The sequence below is a fragment of the Oceanobacillus limi genome (assembly GCF_900111445.1).
Classification (GTDB): domain Bacteria; phylum Bacillota; class Bacilli; order Bacillales; family Amphibacillaceae; genus Ornithinibacillus; species Ornithinibacillus limi.
Genome location: NZ_FOHE01000002.1, coordinates 1 through 14,057 on the forward strand (window position 1 = coordinate 1; position 14,057 = coordinate 14,057).

Below are 14,057 nucleotides of genomic sequence, written 5' to 3' on the forward strand. Positions count from 1 at the left end.
GAGGGAGCTTTCATCCATTCGGATCAAGGATTTCACTATACAAACCCTACCTATCAAAAAATGGTTAAGAAATATGGTTTAGGACAATCCATGTCAAGGCGAGGAAACTGTTGGGATAACGCCCCACAAGAATCATTTTTTGGGCATTTCAAAGATGAAGCATATATTAAACCTTGTGAAACACTAAATGAGTTAAAGCGTGAAATTAAGAGTTATATGACTTATTACAACAATTACAGATATCAATGGAATCTAAAAAAGATGACCCCTGTACAATACAGGAATCACCTTTCCAGTGTAGCATAGTCTTTTTTTTTAAAAGTCCTTTACAAAGGGTACATATTATTATGGAAAGGCCTTTTTTTCAAGTTAAACTCCTGCAATTTTAATGACGAAATCAAACAAAAATAATGTTGAAATGATCACCAATGTTGCGGGCAATTCTTTTTGTTTACCGAGAGCCAATTTCACGATGGGATAGGCAATAAATCCAAATGCCATTCCATCTGCTATGCTGTACGTGAATGGAATCATTACAACGATAAGAAATGCAGGTATAGCTTCTGAAATATTATCCAAGGGAATATGACGAATATTTTGAGCCATCAAAAATCCAACAATGATTAAAATTGGACTGATTGCTGTACTTGGTATCATTGTAATCCAAGGAATAATAAATACTGTCGCTAAGAATAGTACTCCTGCAATAATCGCAGCTAACCCGTTTTTGCCTTTAGAAGCAATGACAGCAGCATTTTCTGCAGCAGAAACAGTAGGTGATGTTCCTAGAAAAGCGCATGTCAGTGTTGAAAATGCTGTCACTCGATATCCGCTTTTATAGCTCTTATTTCTGTCTAACATATGGAGTTGACCATTCAATAATCCCATGTTCTCAAAAATGAGAATCATAGCTAATGGGAATACAGCTAACCAAAATGATAGTTCGCCAATTGCGCTAAAAGATGGAATGAAGAGCAATTCACTAGCATCTAATTGGATTGCTTTGGTTCCTGACTCCATGATTCCGAATAAATAGGCGATGAAAGTTCCAACAATCATGGTGATTAAGAAGTTTGCTGGAACGTTTTTAACAAACAGAAAGATCGCTAGAAACAAAGTTATTATGCTAACGATTATTGTGGGTGAAGTAAAATCACCGATAGCAATAATGGTACTTTCTCCACTAACAACTAGTCCACTCTTTTCTAAACCTATTAAGATAAGGAAAAATCCTAAACCCACTGTTATAGCATGTTTTAGGGAATTAGGTATTGCCTCTTTTAAGATTAGACCGAGCTTTGTAAATGCTGTTACTAAGAAAATTACCGCAGCTACTAATACAACTGCTAAACCCTCTTCAAAACTAAAACCATTTCCCTGTATAATAGAGTATGCAAATAATGCATTAATACCCATCCCAGGGATGAGGATTAGCGGTAATTTACTAATTATTCCCATTAGTAATGTACCGACAAAGCTTGCTAGTATCGTTGCAATCATACCTGCTTCTAACGTAATACCTGCTTCACTGAGAATGGATCCATTAACAACGACGATATAAACCGTTGTTAAATACCCAATAATCCCTGCTACAATGTCATTACGCAGGTTTTCTCGTGTATTAAGCATCGTTTTTTTGCTGTTAAAAAGCATGTGATCTCCTCAAATATTAAGTTGTCCCTCTCCCACCCGATTATTAATCTATAATCCACAAATGATAATTATAGAGTTTTTTGTTATAATTTACAATAGGTGTTTTAATAAAGTTCACACGTTTTACAAATAACTTTAGAATATAGGCGGTGAATAACGTGAAGTACAATTCCGTTTTTGACATTATTGGACCAGTAATGATAGGTCCATCAAGTTCACATACAGCTGGTGCAGCAAGGATTGGGTTAGCTGCACGAAATTTTTTAGGGAAAGAACCAAAATGGGCACGAATTCATTTGTATGAATCATTTGCAAAGACATATAAAGGACACGGGACAGATTTTGCACTCGCTGGTGGATTGCTAGGTTTTGAGACGGATGACCCTCGAATGAGCAAGGCGTTGGATATTGCAAAAGAGCGTGGATTGGAAATAGAGTTCGTTGAAGATAGTGCAAAAGTAGACCATCCCAATACTGCAAGACTAATGATAGGTAATGAAGATGAAAATATCGAATTGGTAGGGATTTCAATTGGTGGTGGTAAAGTAGAAATTACGGAACTTAATGGATTTGAACTGCGATTATCTGGGACACATCCCGCTATATTAATTATGCACAATGATCGTTTTGGAGCGATAGCTTCCGTTACAAAGATACTAGCTAAATATGAGATTAATATAGGCCATATGGAAGTTAATCGAAAAGACGTAGGGAAAGAAGCCTTAATGGTAATTGAAGTAGACCAAAATGTAGATGACGCGGTGTTAAAAGAATTAGAGAATGCAGATCACATTATTCAAATATCAAAGATTGTTAGCTAACTAGAGAGAGGAGTTTTCACATGTTTCGAACGGTTGCGGAATTAGTGGAAATCGCTGAAAAGGAAAATATTTTAATTTCAGAGGTAATGATTCGTCAAGAGATGGATGTGAAAAATTGTACTCGCGATGAAGTATTTGCTGATATGGAAAAGAATTTAGAAGTGATGGAACAGGCAATTGAGGACAGTTTAGAAGGTGTTGAATCTGTTACTGGATTAACTGGGGGAGATGCAGTTAGAATCCAAACCTATATGAAAGAACAGACGCCTTTATCTGGTAATTTATTACTAGATGCTGTTAGTAAGGCAATGGGTACAAACGAGGTTAATGCTGCGATGGGTACGATCTGTGCAACTCCAACAGCAGGGAGTGCTGGTTGTGTTCCGGGAACATTGTTTGCTGTGAAAAACCAATTGAATCCAACAAGAGAACAAATGATCCGCTACCTGTTTACAGCAGGTGCTTTCGGTTTTGTTGTTGCTAACAATGCTTTTATTTCTGGAGCAGCTGGAGGGTGTCAAGCGGAAGTTGGATCTGCTGGTGCAATGGCTTCTGCTGCTATCGTTGAAATGGCAGGTGGAACACCACAGCAATCCGCAGATGCATTTGCAATAACGTTAAAGAATATGCTCGGATTAGTATGTGATCCAGTTGCTGGACTTGTAGAAGTTCCGTGTGTGAAACGTAATGCTGCTGGATCTTCGTTGGCAATTGTTTCGGCTGACATGGCTTTAGCAGGCGTGACAAGTAGAATACCTTGTGATGAAGTAATAGGCGCAATGTATCGAATTGGTAAACAAATGCCTTCTAGCTTACGGGAAACTGGTGAAGGTGGGCTTGCTGATACACCGACAGGACGTCTACTAAAAGAAAAAATATTTGGAATGTCCGTATAGAAAGAGTGATTAAAATGCTAAGTGAAGCAGTTGTGAATGTAAAAGGTATCGGTGATAAATTTGCGGAAGAATTAGCTGGAATGGGAGTTCATTCGATAGAAGATCTTCTATTATATTTTCCAAATCGATATGACGTTTTTGAAGTTAGACCTCTTAGCGAGTTAATTCATGAAGATAAAGTAACGATTGAGGGAAGGGTATTAAATGCCCCTTCTCTCTCCTTTTATGGGAAGAAAAAATCTAGACTTATGTTCAACGTTGAAGTTGAAAATGTAGTAGTACGAGCAGTGATGTTTAACCGAGCATTTGCGAAAAAACAACTACAAATTGGTGATACTGTAACTTTAACTGGGAAATGGGATGCACATCGTTTACAAATAACCGTTAGTAATTACAAAAAAGGTCCTGCGGAGAGTCAAGCAACTATTCAGCCGATCTATTCCGTAAAGGGAAATGTTTCAAATGTAAAATTAAAAAAAGCGATCCAAACTGCAATTCAAAATTATGGTGAACATGTTACGGAATTGCTGCCTTCAGATTATTTAACTTCCTATAAACTTCCAACTCGTATAAATGCGATCAAATCCATGCATTTTCCAAGCAATCGACAGGCGCTTAAACATGCTCGTAGAAGGTTTACATATGAGGAATTTTTGCTATTTCAGCTTAAAGTCCAATTGTTAAGAAAGCTTAAAAGAGAAGCGACACAAGGTAATGCTCAATTATTTCAAGCGCAAAAAGTTAAGGATTTTATCAATGATTTTCCATTTCGCTTAACAGGAGCTCAAGAAAGATCTTTACAGCAAATACTAGCTGATTTAAAATCTCCTTTCCGCATGAATCGTCTTTTACAGGGGGATGTTGGATCTGGAAAAACAGCAGTAGCTGCTATAGCACTTTATGCATCCATTACAGCAAATAAACAAGGTGCATTAATGGTACCGACGGAAATCCTAGCTGAGCAACACTTCCAATCACTGAAAGAGCTTTTTGGTGACCGCGCTAAAATTGTTCTATTAACTGGTTCCGTGAAAGGGAAAAAAAGAAAAGAAATTTTATCGGCAATTCAAAATAATGAAGTTCAAATTGTTGTAGGGACACATGCATTAATCCAAGATGATGTTTTCTTCCATGACTTAGGTTTTGTAATTGTTGATGAACAGCACCGATTTGGTGTGGAGCAGAGGAGAACACTAAGAGAAAAGGGATTACAGCCGGATGTTTTATTTATGACGGCAACACCTATACCACGAACATTAGCGATAACGGCGTTCGGTGACATGGATGTATCTGTTATAGATCAAATGCCAGCTGGTAGAAAAGAAATTGAAACGTATTGGACAAAAGCGAATACCTTTGATCGCATTCTACAATTTATTGAAAAAAGAATCCAAGCTGGAGAACAAGCGTATGTTATTTGCCCACTAATTGAAGAATCTGACAAGCTAGATATACAAGACGCCGTAGAATTATACCATCAACTGGTAGAATATTATGATTCTAGTATCCAGGTTGGTTTGATGCATGGGAGATTGCATGCTGAAGAAAAGGATCAAGTCATGCAACAATTTGCACGTAACGAAGTTCAAGTCCTTGTTTCTACAACAGTTGTTGAAGTTGGGGTAAACGTCCCAAATGCGACAATAATGGTTATTTACGATGCGGAACGCTTTGGTTTATCTCAATTACACCAACTTCGAGGTCGAGTTGGGAGAGGTGATAAACAAAGCTACTGTATTTTAATTGCGGATCCAAAAGGTGAAGTTGGAAAAGAGCGAATGAAAATAATGACCGAAACAAATAATGGGTTTGAATTGGCAGAACAGGACCTTAAATTACGTGGCCCTGGTGACTTCTTTGGAAAAAAGCAAAGTGGAATGCCGGAGTTTAAAGTCGCAGATATGGTACATGACTATAGAGCTTTAGAGACTGCGCGAAATGATGCGCAATTCATTCTATCTCAAAATTTATTAGAGGAAGATCCTACATACCATGAACTTAAGGTTCATATGGAAAATGAAGGGATTTATACTAAAAAGCTGGATTAATCTTACTTGCATAAATTAATCTGGTATTATATATTACTATTAAGACCAAGTCATAAAAATAATAAATTGATAAACAAATGAATAATAATTACAAAGTGGATGGTGTTTGAAATGAAGATCCCAAAGGGTAGACGGCAGGAATTGCTAAAAGAAACGATTGAACAAACACCTTTTATTACCGATGAAGAATTGGCAAAAAAGTTCTCTGTAAGTATTCAAACCGTTCGACTGGATCGAATGGAGCTTTCCATACCCGAGCTACGTGAGCGGATAAAAACGGTAGCTACGAACCAATGGAATGAAACGGTAAGAGCATTGCCTTTAGAAGATGTAATAGGGGAAATAATTGATTTAGAATTAGACAAGCGAGCAATTTCTATTTTAGACATTAGTCAAGAGCATGTATTTACAAGAAATAATATTGCAAGAGGTCATCATCTGTTTGCACAAGCCAATTCATTAGCAGTCGCGGTCATAAATGATGAATTGGCATTAACCGCTCAATCTGAAATTAGGTTTATGAGACAAGTTAAACAAGGGGAGCGAGTAGTAGCAAAAGCTGAAGTAGATGGCACCACTGAAAAAGGATTAACTATTGTACGAGTGAATAGTACAGTTGAAAACGAGCAAGTATTTACGGGTATTTTTCAAATGTATCGCTCAGCCGAAGACAAAGGAGGCAATTAAATGAGATTAGCTATTGATGCGATGGGTGGAGACCATGCTCCTGATGAAATTGTCAAGGGTGCAGTAGAAGCCGCCAATAACATAGATCACTTACATATTACTTTAGTTGGTGATGAAGAAAGAATTAAACCGTTACTTAATAATGAATCAAACATAGATATCATACATACAACCGAAGTAATTACCGGGGATGATGAGCCGGTACGAGCAGTACGTCGTAAAAAGAATGCTTCATTAGTATTGATGGCAAATGAAGTAAAAGAAGGGCGTGCAGACGCTTGTATTTCTGCAGGGAATACAGGGGCGCTAATGAGTGCGGGATTATTCGTGGTTGGCAGAATACCTGGTATTGAGCGTCCTGCTCTAAGTCCAACCCTTCCAACCGTTGAAGGGAAAGGATTTTTATTGTTAGATGTTGGAGCAAATGTTGATGCCAAACCACAACACCTCGTACAATATGGTATTATGGGTTCCATTTACATGGAAAAGGTGCGTTCAATATCTAATCCAACAGTCGGTTTATTGAACGTTGGAACAGAAGATGGAAAAGGGAATGACCTAACGAAAAAAGCTTTTCAGCAATTAACGGAAGCGCCCGTTAATTTTATTGGTAATGTGGAAGCACGTGATTTATTGACTGGTGTAGCAGATGTTGTCGTTACCGACGGTTTTAGCGGTAATGTAGCATTGAAAACAATTGAAGGTACTGCTTCTGCGATGTTTTCTATGTTAAAAGAAACCTTTATGGGATCGCTGAAGACAAAAATTGCTGCGGGAATGATGAAATCAGACCTTAAATATTTAAAAAATAAACTAGACTATTCCGAGTACGGAGGTGCAGGCTTGTTTGGTTTAGCTGCTCCAGTAATTAAGGCTCACGGGTCATCAAATCAGAGAGCAATTTTCAGTGCAATTAAACAAGCATGTCATATGGTTGATAATGAAGTGACGAAAACGATAAAAGAAACAATAGAAGCAAATCAGGAGGGGACTGAATGAAACGAGTAGCATTTATGTTTCCGGGACAGGGTTCACAAACTGTAGGAATGGGGAAAGAAATTTATGATGAATTTCCAACGGTTCAAGCCTTGTACGAAACAGCAAATGAAGTTTTAAATAAAGACCTACAGACACTTATGTTTGAAGGGCCAAAGGAAACGTTGACGGAGACGGAAAACGCGCAACCAGCTTTGTTATTGTCTAGCATTGCCATACATACCATATTAGAAAATGAAGACATTCATCCTGTCATGACAATTGGTCATAGCTTAGGGGAATATAGTGCATTGGTTGCAGCTGGATCTCTTTCTTTAGAAGAAGCTTTGCCACTAGTACGTACCCGAGGTCGCTTAATGGAAGATGCCTTTCCTAAAGGAAAAGGTACAATGGCCGCTGTACTAGGGATGAACGAGGGAGATATCCAAGAGGTATTAAATGACATTACGGACGAAGTTGTTGATATTGCAAACTTAAATTGCCCTGGACAAATTGTTATATCTGGTTCAAGGGAAGGAATTGAACAAGCTACTAGTATTTTAAAAGAAAATGGGGCTAAACGCGTTTTGCCGTTGAATGTAAGTGGTCCTTTTCACTCTAGATTAATGGAACCTGCAAATGAGGAATTTGCAAAGTATTTAGATGAAGTATCAATCAATGATGCGCGTCTTCCAGTTACCGCGAATGTCACTGCAAAACCTGTTACGGATAACGAAGAAATTAAGGAATTACTATTAAAGCAATTATATTCTCCTGTTCGGTTTGAAGAGTCAATTCGTAATATGATGAATGAAGATATCGATGCTTTTGTGGAAGTTGGAAATGGTAAGGTATTAAGTGGGCTGGTTAAAAAAATTGACCGAAAATCGAAAACCTTTGCCATTCAAGATATTGCATCGTTAAATGAATTTCTAAAATGGTTTAAGGAGGATGCGTAAATGTTAAATGGGAAAAGTGCACTAGTAACTGGAGCTTCCAGAGGAATTGGCCGCTCTATTGCTTTGGAACTAGCTAGGCAAGGGGCTAATGTCGCGGTAAACTATGCTGGTAGTGAAGCAAAAGCCCAAGCAGTTGTTGAAGAAATTGAGCAACTCGGTGTAAAGGCAATGAAAATTCAAGCAGACGTATCAAATGAAGACAGTGTAAAAGAAATGATCAAGTCAGTAGTAAATGAGTTTGGAAGCTTAGATATTTTGGTGAATAATGCAGGCATTACGAGAGATAATTTATTAATGCGAATGAAAGAAGAAGAATTTGATCAAGTTATTAACACCAATTTAAAAGGTGTGTTTGTATGCACCAAGTCAGTTACACGACAAATGATGAAACAAAAATCCGGCAGAATTATTAATGTGGCATCTATTGTAGGTGTAAGTGGTAACCCTGGGCAAGCTAATTATGTAGCTGCTAAAGCAGGGGTTATCGGATTGACAAAAACGACAGCTAAAGAATTAGCATCTCGTAATATTCTAGTAAATGCTGTTGCTCCAGGGTTTATTTCTACAGATATGACCGATGAATTGACAGACGAGCAACGAGAGGGGATGCTAGGCATGATTCCTTTAGCAAAATTAGGTACACCAGAAGATGTAGCGAAAGTTGTTCGTTTCCTAGCCTCAGATGACGCGAATTACATTACTGGACAAACCATTCATATTGATGGTGGAATGGTAATGTGAAGATAAAGCTTCCGTTGAAATAAACGAAGCTTTTAACGATGACAAATTCTTGAAAGGAGGTGAAATAGATGGCAGACGTATTCGATCGTGTAAAAGAAATCATCGTTGATAAATTAGATGTGGAAGAATCGAAAGTAACGATGGAGGCCTCATTCAAAGATGATCTTGAAGCAGATTCATTAGATGTTGTTGAACTTGTAATGGAATTAGAGGATGAGTTTGACATGGAAATCGCTGATGAAGAAGCAGAGAAAATAAATACTGTTGGTGATGCTGTTAATTACATAAACAGTTTACAGTCATAATATGGGAGCTTTTACGGGATATCCCCGAACAGCTACCTGATTTCATGTTGAAAGTCTCGTGTAAAACGAGACTTTCCGTATATCTTTTTTGTATAGAGGTGTCATTCAAATGAATGTTGCGCAATTAGAACAACAATTAAATGTAACGTTTCACAACCATTCTTTATTAAAGCAAGCATTTACACATTCATCTTATGTGAATGAGCATCGTGATCAATCTTTTTCGGATAATGAACGTTTAGAGTTTCTTGGAGATGCTGTTTTGGAATTAGGTGTATCTCAGTATTTATATCGTAAAAACCCAACAATGCCTGAAGGCGAAATGACAAAATTACGGGCGTCAATTGTATGTGAGCCTTCTCTCTATAATTTTGCAAAAGAGCTTCAGTTTGGGAATCACTTATTTCTAGGTAAAGGAGAAGAACTTACCGGCGGACGTGATCGACCAGCATTATTAGCTGATGTGTTTGAGGCATTTCTTGGCGCACTTTATTTAGATCAAGGCTTTGATACAGCGTTACAATTTTTAGAGCAAAACGTTTTTCCGAAGATAGATACTGGTGCTTTTTCATATGGGATGGATTATAAAAGTCAATTGCAAGAATTTGTTCAACAGGAAAAAAATCAGAAAATAGAATATCATATCATTGAAGAAAAAGGCCCATCACATAATAAAGAATTTGTCGCAGAAGTGATTGTTAAAGAGGGAATAACTGGTATGGGTGTTGGCCGGACAAAAAAAGAAGCAGAGCAACGAGCTGCCAAAAAAGTATTAGATACTTTTCAAAGATAAACGAAAAAGAGAGACTGTAATTTATTCGCTAGTACAGTCTCTTTTCTATTCATAATTTTACTGTCTAGTCTTTATTAATAGTAGTACTCAGCTTTAAGATAGGCCAACTGTGCAAGCTTAATAGAGTAACGGTTATAATAAATTGAGAGATGTGTTATTTCTTCCTCACGTTACGTAGTTCCTCGATAAAAGCTTGTGTTTCCGAAGTGCTTAATTGCCCTTTTTGAGAAACAACTTCATAAAGAAATTTGATGTCCTCGTATTTATTTAAGTCGTAATCTTCTGCATCCATCACAGAACGGTTTACTACATTTAACTTCTCTGCTAGTTCATCAAGAATGAACTTTAGGTTTTCTTGGGTTGGATTTTCTAAATTCATATGTACACCTCTTTACATTTGACTATAACAAATAGCTTCATCTTTTTGATACGCTTCTTTTGTTACTACTTTTATGATAAAATAAATGCGTTAAAAAGCCAACTTCTATTTTTATAATTTTGAAATATAAAGTCGCAATAAGCCTTGAAAAAGAACAGGTTTTACTATAATTTTAGGGGAACAGATAGTATTTTACATACATCGTGTCAGTTTTCTATTAGGAGAATGATTATGTTTTTAAAACGATTAGAAAGTGTGGGGTTTAAATCTTTTGCTGAGCGAATTCAAGTTGATTTCGTTCCGGGAGTTACAGCAGTAGTGGGCCCCAATGGGAGCGGGAAAAGTAATATTACCGATGCAATTCGCTGGGTGTTAGGAGAACAGTCTGCGAAATCTTTACGTGGATCGAAAATGGAGGATATTATCTTTCAAGGAAGTGATACGAGAAGAGCGTTAAATGTTGCGGAAGTGTCATTAGTACTCGACAACTCTGACCAAGCACTTCCGTTAGATTATGAAGAAGTAAGTGTAACGCGTCGTGTCTACCGTTCCGGGGAGAGTGAATTCTATATTAATAAACAATCCTGTCGGTTAAAAGATATTGTTGATCTATTCATGGACTCCGGGTTAGGGAGAGAAGCTTTTTCTATTATTAGTCAAGGGAAGGTTGAAGAAATTTTAAGCTCTAAGGCGGAGGAACGTAGGACGATCTTTGAGGAAGCTGCAGGAGTGTTAAAATATAAACAACGAAAAAAGAAAGCAGAGTATAAATTAGCCGAAACGCAGGAGAACCTGAATCGTGTGGAAGATATTATTCACGAAATTGAGCAACAGATTGATCCATTACAACAACAAGCTGAAACGGCTCAGGAATACTTGAAGCAAAAGGAGTTACTAAAAGAACACGAAATATCATTATTAGTCACAGAAATAGAACATCTCCATAATGATTGGCAGCAATTATTAAACGAAATTGACCAAGAAAAAATGAAGGAAATTGAAGTTAAAACGACTATTCAGCAAAAAGAAGCGAAGTTAGAAACGGAAAGAAATGAAATTGAGAAGATAGATGACGAAATTGAAGAACTTCAAGCAAAACTTCTAACGACTACGCAATTATTGGAACAATATGAAGGAAAAAAACAAGTTTTTCAGGAGCGTTCCAAGCATTACGAAGAAAATAAAAAAAAGCTTGAAGCTCAAAAGAAAGATGCTTTAGAACGTGTTGAAAAATTGGAAATGGAATTAGCAGAAGAAAAGTCAACACTTAACAAATTGCAGGAGCAACGAGCAAAAACAAAACAAACTGTGGATGAATTAGAACAAAAATTAACAACTGAAGGCGAAAATATAGTAGAGCAAATAGAAGAATTGAAGTCGGAGTATATTGAATACTTAAATGATCAGGCCGCACTCCGAAATGAAAGACAAACCATCCAACAGCAAATGCAGCAAATCACGACTAAAAAAGATAAACAAGCAGATAAATTTCAAGACTTAATAAATCTTCGTGATGAATACTCGGAACAGAAAAAACAAAAGAGTACAGAACTAGAAGAAATGGAACAACAATACAATGGACAAACATCCAAGCTGAAGGAATTAAAAGTAGAATTAGAGGAAGAACGTACTTCTTTTCAGGATGCACAAGCGAAGTTATATCAAGGGTATCAGCATATTGAAAAAGTGAAATCTAAAAAAGAGATGCTTGAAGATATGAAAGAAGACTTTCAAGGTTTTTTTCAAGGGGTTAAAGCTATATTAAAGGCAAGAGAAGAAAAGCAGCTTGAAAACATTCATGGTGCTGTGATCGAATTAGTTGATGTTCCTAAAGCATATATTACCGCAATAGAAACGGTGTTGGGTGGGCAAGCACAACACATTATTGTAGAAAATGACCAAAGTGCGAGAAATGCCATTTCTTGGTTGAAGAGAACGAATAGCGGAAGGGCTACATTTTTACCACTAGGCTCCATACAACCACGCTTTATCATAAAGGAAAGTCTACAAAAAATAACCGACCATCCAGGATTTGTAGGCGTTGCTTCTGATTTAGTTTCATCCCAAAGTAAATTCCAAAAAGCCATTAATCATCTGATGGGGCATGTAGTTATTGCGAAAACATTAAAGGATGCAAACGAAATTGCGAATCTAGTTATGCGTAAATACCGAATAGTGACCTTGGAGGGGGATGTTGTAAATCCAGGTGGTTCTATGTCAGGTGGTGCTCAAAAGAAAACGAATCAATCTCTATTCACTCGTGAAAAGGATTTACAAGAATTAACAGATAAACTTGCTGATTACGAGAAAAAAGCACAACGCTTTGAGCAGCAGGTTCAAAATCAAAAGAATCAGATCAAGTTGAAAGAAAATGAAATAGAAGCTCTAGAAGCAACTTTAAGTGAAACACAACATTTCTATGATCAAGCAAAGACTGCATTTAATGAGATTAATATGAAGTTACGGTCTCTTAATGAAAACCTGTCTTTATACGATCAGGATAAACAGCAATTCAATCAAGAAAGTAATCAACTTCTTCAAAGGGATAAAGAAATTATACGTAATCTAGAGGAGATTGAACAAAAACTGAGCGACATTCAAGTGAAAATTGATCAGCTAACGGAGCAGGAAAAATCCTTTAAAGAAAATCGGGAACAACTTCAACAAGAGCTTCACCAAAATCAGGTATCACTTGCTGAACAAGAAGAACGTTTGAAAAACCAGCGTTTAAAGACACGTACGCTACATGAACAAATCGAAGAATTACGTGAGCAGCTTGACGTTTATACCAATGAGTTAGAGCAATTAATCGCATTAAAACATGGTGAAGAGACAGAAGAAGAAATGGATGCTTCGATTCATCAAACAAAAGCTGAAAAAGATACGATTACGGAATCGATCCAAACGAAACGATCGGAGCGAACAAAGCAAACTCAATTGATGCAAGATCAAGAAAGGGAGCTAAAAGAAGAAACAAAACAACATCAGGTGCTCTCTCAAACAATCCAACACAAAGAGGTAAAAGCAAACCGTTTAGACGTTGATTTAGAGAATAAGTTATCACATTTACAAACGGAATATACAATGACTTTCGAAAAGGCAAAGCAGTCCTATCCGAAAACAGATGATGTTGAAAAAACTAAATCGAAAGTAAAGGAAATAAAATGGAGTATCGAGCAGTTAGGAACCGTAAATATAGGTGCGATTGATGAATATGAGCGGATATCGGAGCGCTATCAATTCTTGATCGAACAAAAGACAGATTTGGTAGAAGCTAAGGAGACGATGTATACAGTTATTGCCGAAATGGATGAAGAGATGGAAAAGTTATTTAATGACACCTTTACTCAAATAAAAGAAGAGTTTGCGATCGTCTTCAAAGAACTATTTGGTGGTGGACGGGCTGAACTGAAATTGACCGATCCAAAAAGTTTATTAGATACAGGCGTTGACATTATTGCTCAACCTCCAGGTAAGAAACTACAAAACTTAGGTTTGCTATCTGGTGGGGAACGTGCATTAACTGCAATTGCATTACTGTTTGCAATTTTACGCGTTCGACCAGTTCCGTTTTGTGTATTAGATGAGGTAGAAGCGGCATTAGATGAGGCAAATGTTGCCCGCTTTGCAAAATATGTAAAAATGTATAGTGAAAACACCCAATTTATTGTCATCACCCATCGTAAAGGTACAATGGAAGAATCTGATGTGCTTTACGGTGTTACCATGCAAGAATCTGGTGTATCACGATTAGTATCGGTTCGACTCGAGGAAACGAAGGAATTAATTGAATCATAAGG

The 14,057-nt window shown here is 37.1% G+C and carries 13 protein-coding genes; 11 read left to right on the plus strand and 2 right to left on the minus strand.

The window, feature by feature from the left end; translation table 11 throughout:
* Positions 1-306 (plus strand): IS3 family transposase (locus tag BMX40_RS02300; protein ID WP_139177900.1); only part of this gene is annotated, 306 nt, incomplete at its 5' end.
* Positions 307-369: 63 nt separating this feature from the next.
* On the opposite strand, the gene BMX40_RS02305 is transcribed toward BMX40_RS02300, so the two are convergent.
* Entirely contained in the window at positions 370-1,629 is a 1,260-nt protein-coding gene (locus BMX40_RS02305; protein ID WP_090867191.1) for an NCS2 family permease, read from the minus strand.
* A gap of 182 nt (positions 1,630-1,811) precedes the next feature.
* On the opposite strand from BMX40_RS02305, the gene sdaAB reads away from it, so the two are divergent.
* The 9 genes from sdaAB (at position 1,812) to rnc (ending at position 9,878) form a co-directional block, all read left to right on the plus strand.
* Positions 1,812-2,474 carry an L-serine ammonia-lyase, iron-sulfur-dependent subunit beta gene (gene sdaAB / locus BMX40_RS02310; RefSeq protein WP_090866442.1) on the plus strand — a complete coding sequence of 221 codons (663 nt, stop codon included), beginning with the start codon at positions 1,812-1,814 and terminating at the stop codon, positions 2,472-2,474.
* A 20-nt stretch (positions 2,475-2,494) separates the two neighbouring features.
* Complete coding sequence (sdaAA, locus tag BMX40_RS02315) at positions 2,495-3,370, plus strand: L-serine ammonia-lyase, iron-sulfur-dependent, subunit alpha (protein WP_090866443.1); 876 nt, start codon at positions 2,495-2,497, stop codon at positions 3,368-3,370.
* 14 nt (positions 3,371-3,384) lie between these two features.
* Positions 3,385-5,418, plus strand: coding sequence for an ATP-dependent DNA helicase RecG (recG, locus tag BMX40_RS02320; RefSeq protein ID WP_090866444.1), 2,034 nt, complete (start codon positions 3,385-3,387; stop codon positions 5,416-5,418).
* A 111-nt stretch (positions 5,419-5,529) separates the two neighbouring features.
* Positions 5,530-6,105: a transcription factor FapR gene (gene fapR, locus BMX40_RS02325; RefSeq protein WP_090866445.1), complete on the plus strand. Its 576-nt coding sequence runs from the start codon at positions 5,530-5,532 to the stop codon at positions 6,103-6,105.
* Positions 6,106-7,104 carry a phosphate acyltransferase PlsX gene (gene plsX / locus BMX40_RS02330; RefSeq protein ID WP_090866446.1) on the plus strand — a complete coding sequence of 333 codons (999 nt, stop codon included), beginning with the start codon at positions 6,106-6,108 and terminating at the stop codon, positions 7,102-7,104.
* Positions 7,101-8,039 (plus strand): ACP S-malonyltransferase, encoded by a 939-nt coding sequence (gene fabD, locus BMX40_RS02335; protein ID WP_090866447.1) that lies wholly within the window; start codon positions 7,101-7,103, stop codon positions 8,037-8,039. Before plsX ends, fabD begins: the two co-directional genes overlap by 4 nt.
* On the plus strand, positions 8,040-8,780 hold the full coding sequence (fabG, locus tag BMX40_RS02340) for a 3-oxoacyl-[acyl-carrier-protein] reductase (RefSeq protein ID WP_090866449.1): 741 nt from the start codon (positions 8,040-8,042) through the stop codon (positions 8,778-8,780).
* Between the two features lie 68 nt (positions 8,781-8,848).
* A complete protein-coding gene (gene acpP, locus BMX40_RS02345; protein ID WP_090866451.1) occupies positions 8,849-9,085 on the plus strand; it encodes an acyl carrier protein in 237 nt (78 codons plus the stop codon).
* 109 nt (positions 9,086-9,194) lie between these two features.
* Positions 9,195-9,878, plus strand: coding sequence for a ribonuclease III (gene rnc / locus BMX40_RS02350; RefSeq protein ID WP_090866453.1), 684 nt, complete (start codon positions 9,195-9,197; stop codon positions 9,876-9,878).
* Positions 9,879-10,032: 154 nt separating this feature from the next.
* Here the strand turns inward: rnc and BMX40_RS02355 are convergent, their stop codons facing one another.
* Positions 10,033-10,257: a DUF1128 domain-containing protein gene (locus tag BMX40_RS02355; RefSeq protein WP_090866455.1), complete on the minus strand. Its 225-nt coding sequence runs from the start codon at positions 10,255-10,257 to the stop codon at positions 10,033-10,035.
* Positions 10,258-10,488: 231 nt separating this feature from the next.
* On the opposite strand from BMX40_RS02355, the gene smc reads away from it, so the two are divergent.
* The gene (smc, locus tag BMX40_RS02360) at positions 10,489-14,055 is read left to right on the plus strand and encodes a chromosome segregation protein SMC (RefSeq protein WP_090866457.1); all 3,567 of its coding nucleotides are present in this window, start codon (positions 10,489-10,491) and stop codon (positions 14,053-14,055) included.
* The last annotated feature ends 2 nt before the right edge of the window (positions 14,056-14,057 follow it).

What these genes read in the sequence shown, in the direction of transcription:
- BMX40_RS02305 (WP_090867191.1), bottom strand. Translation starts at nt 1,629, where the DNA reads ATGCTTAATACACGAGAAAACCTGCGTAATGACATTGTAGCAGGGATT.
- sdaAA (WP_090866443.1), top strand. Translation starts at nt 2,495, where the DNA reads ATGTTTCGAACGGTTGCGGAATTAGTGGAAATCGCTGAAAAGGAAAAT.
- recG (WP_090866444.1), top strand. Translation starts at nt 3,385, where the DNA reads ATGCTAAGTGAAGCAGTTGTGAATGTAAAAGGTATCGGTGATAAATTT.
- fapR (WP_090866445.1), top strand. Translation starts at nt 5,530, where the DNA reads ATGAAGATCCCAAAGGGTAGACGGCAGGAATTGCTAAAAGAAACGATT.
- plsX (WP_090866446.1), top strand. Translation starts at nt 6,106, where the DNA reads ATGAGATTAGCTATTGATGCGATGGGTGGAGACCATGCTCCTGATGAA.
- fabD (WP_090866447.1), top strand. Translation starts at nt 7,101, where the DNA reads ATGAAACGAGTAGCATTTATGTTTCCGGGACAGGGTTCACAAACTGTA.
- fabG (WP_090866449.1), top strand. Translation starts at nt 8,040, where the DNA reads ATGTTAAATGGGAAAAGTGCACTAGTAACTGGAGCTTCCAGAGGAATT.
- acpP (WP_090866451.1), top strand. Translation starts at nt 8,849, where the DNA reads ATGGCAGACGTATTCGATCGTGTAAAAGAAATCATCGTTGATAAATTA.
- rnc (WP_090866453.1), top strand. Translation starts at nt 9,195, where the DNA reads ATGAATGTTGCGCAATTAGAACAACAATTAAATGTAACGTTTCACAAC.
- BMX40_RS02355 (WP_090866455.1), bottom strand. Translation starts at nt 10,257, where the DNA reads ATGAATTTAGAAAATCCAACCCAAGAAAACCTAAAGTTCATTCTTGAT.
- smc (WP_090866457.1), top strand. Translation starts at nt 10,489, where the DNA reads ATGTTTTTAAAACGATTAGAAAGTGTGGGGTTTAAATCTTTTGCTGAG.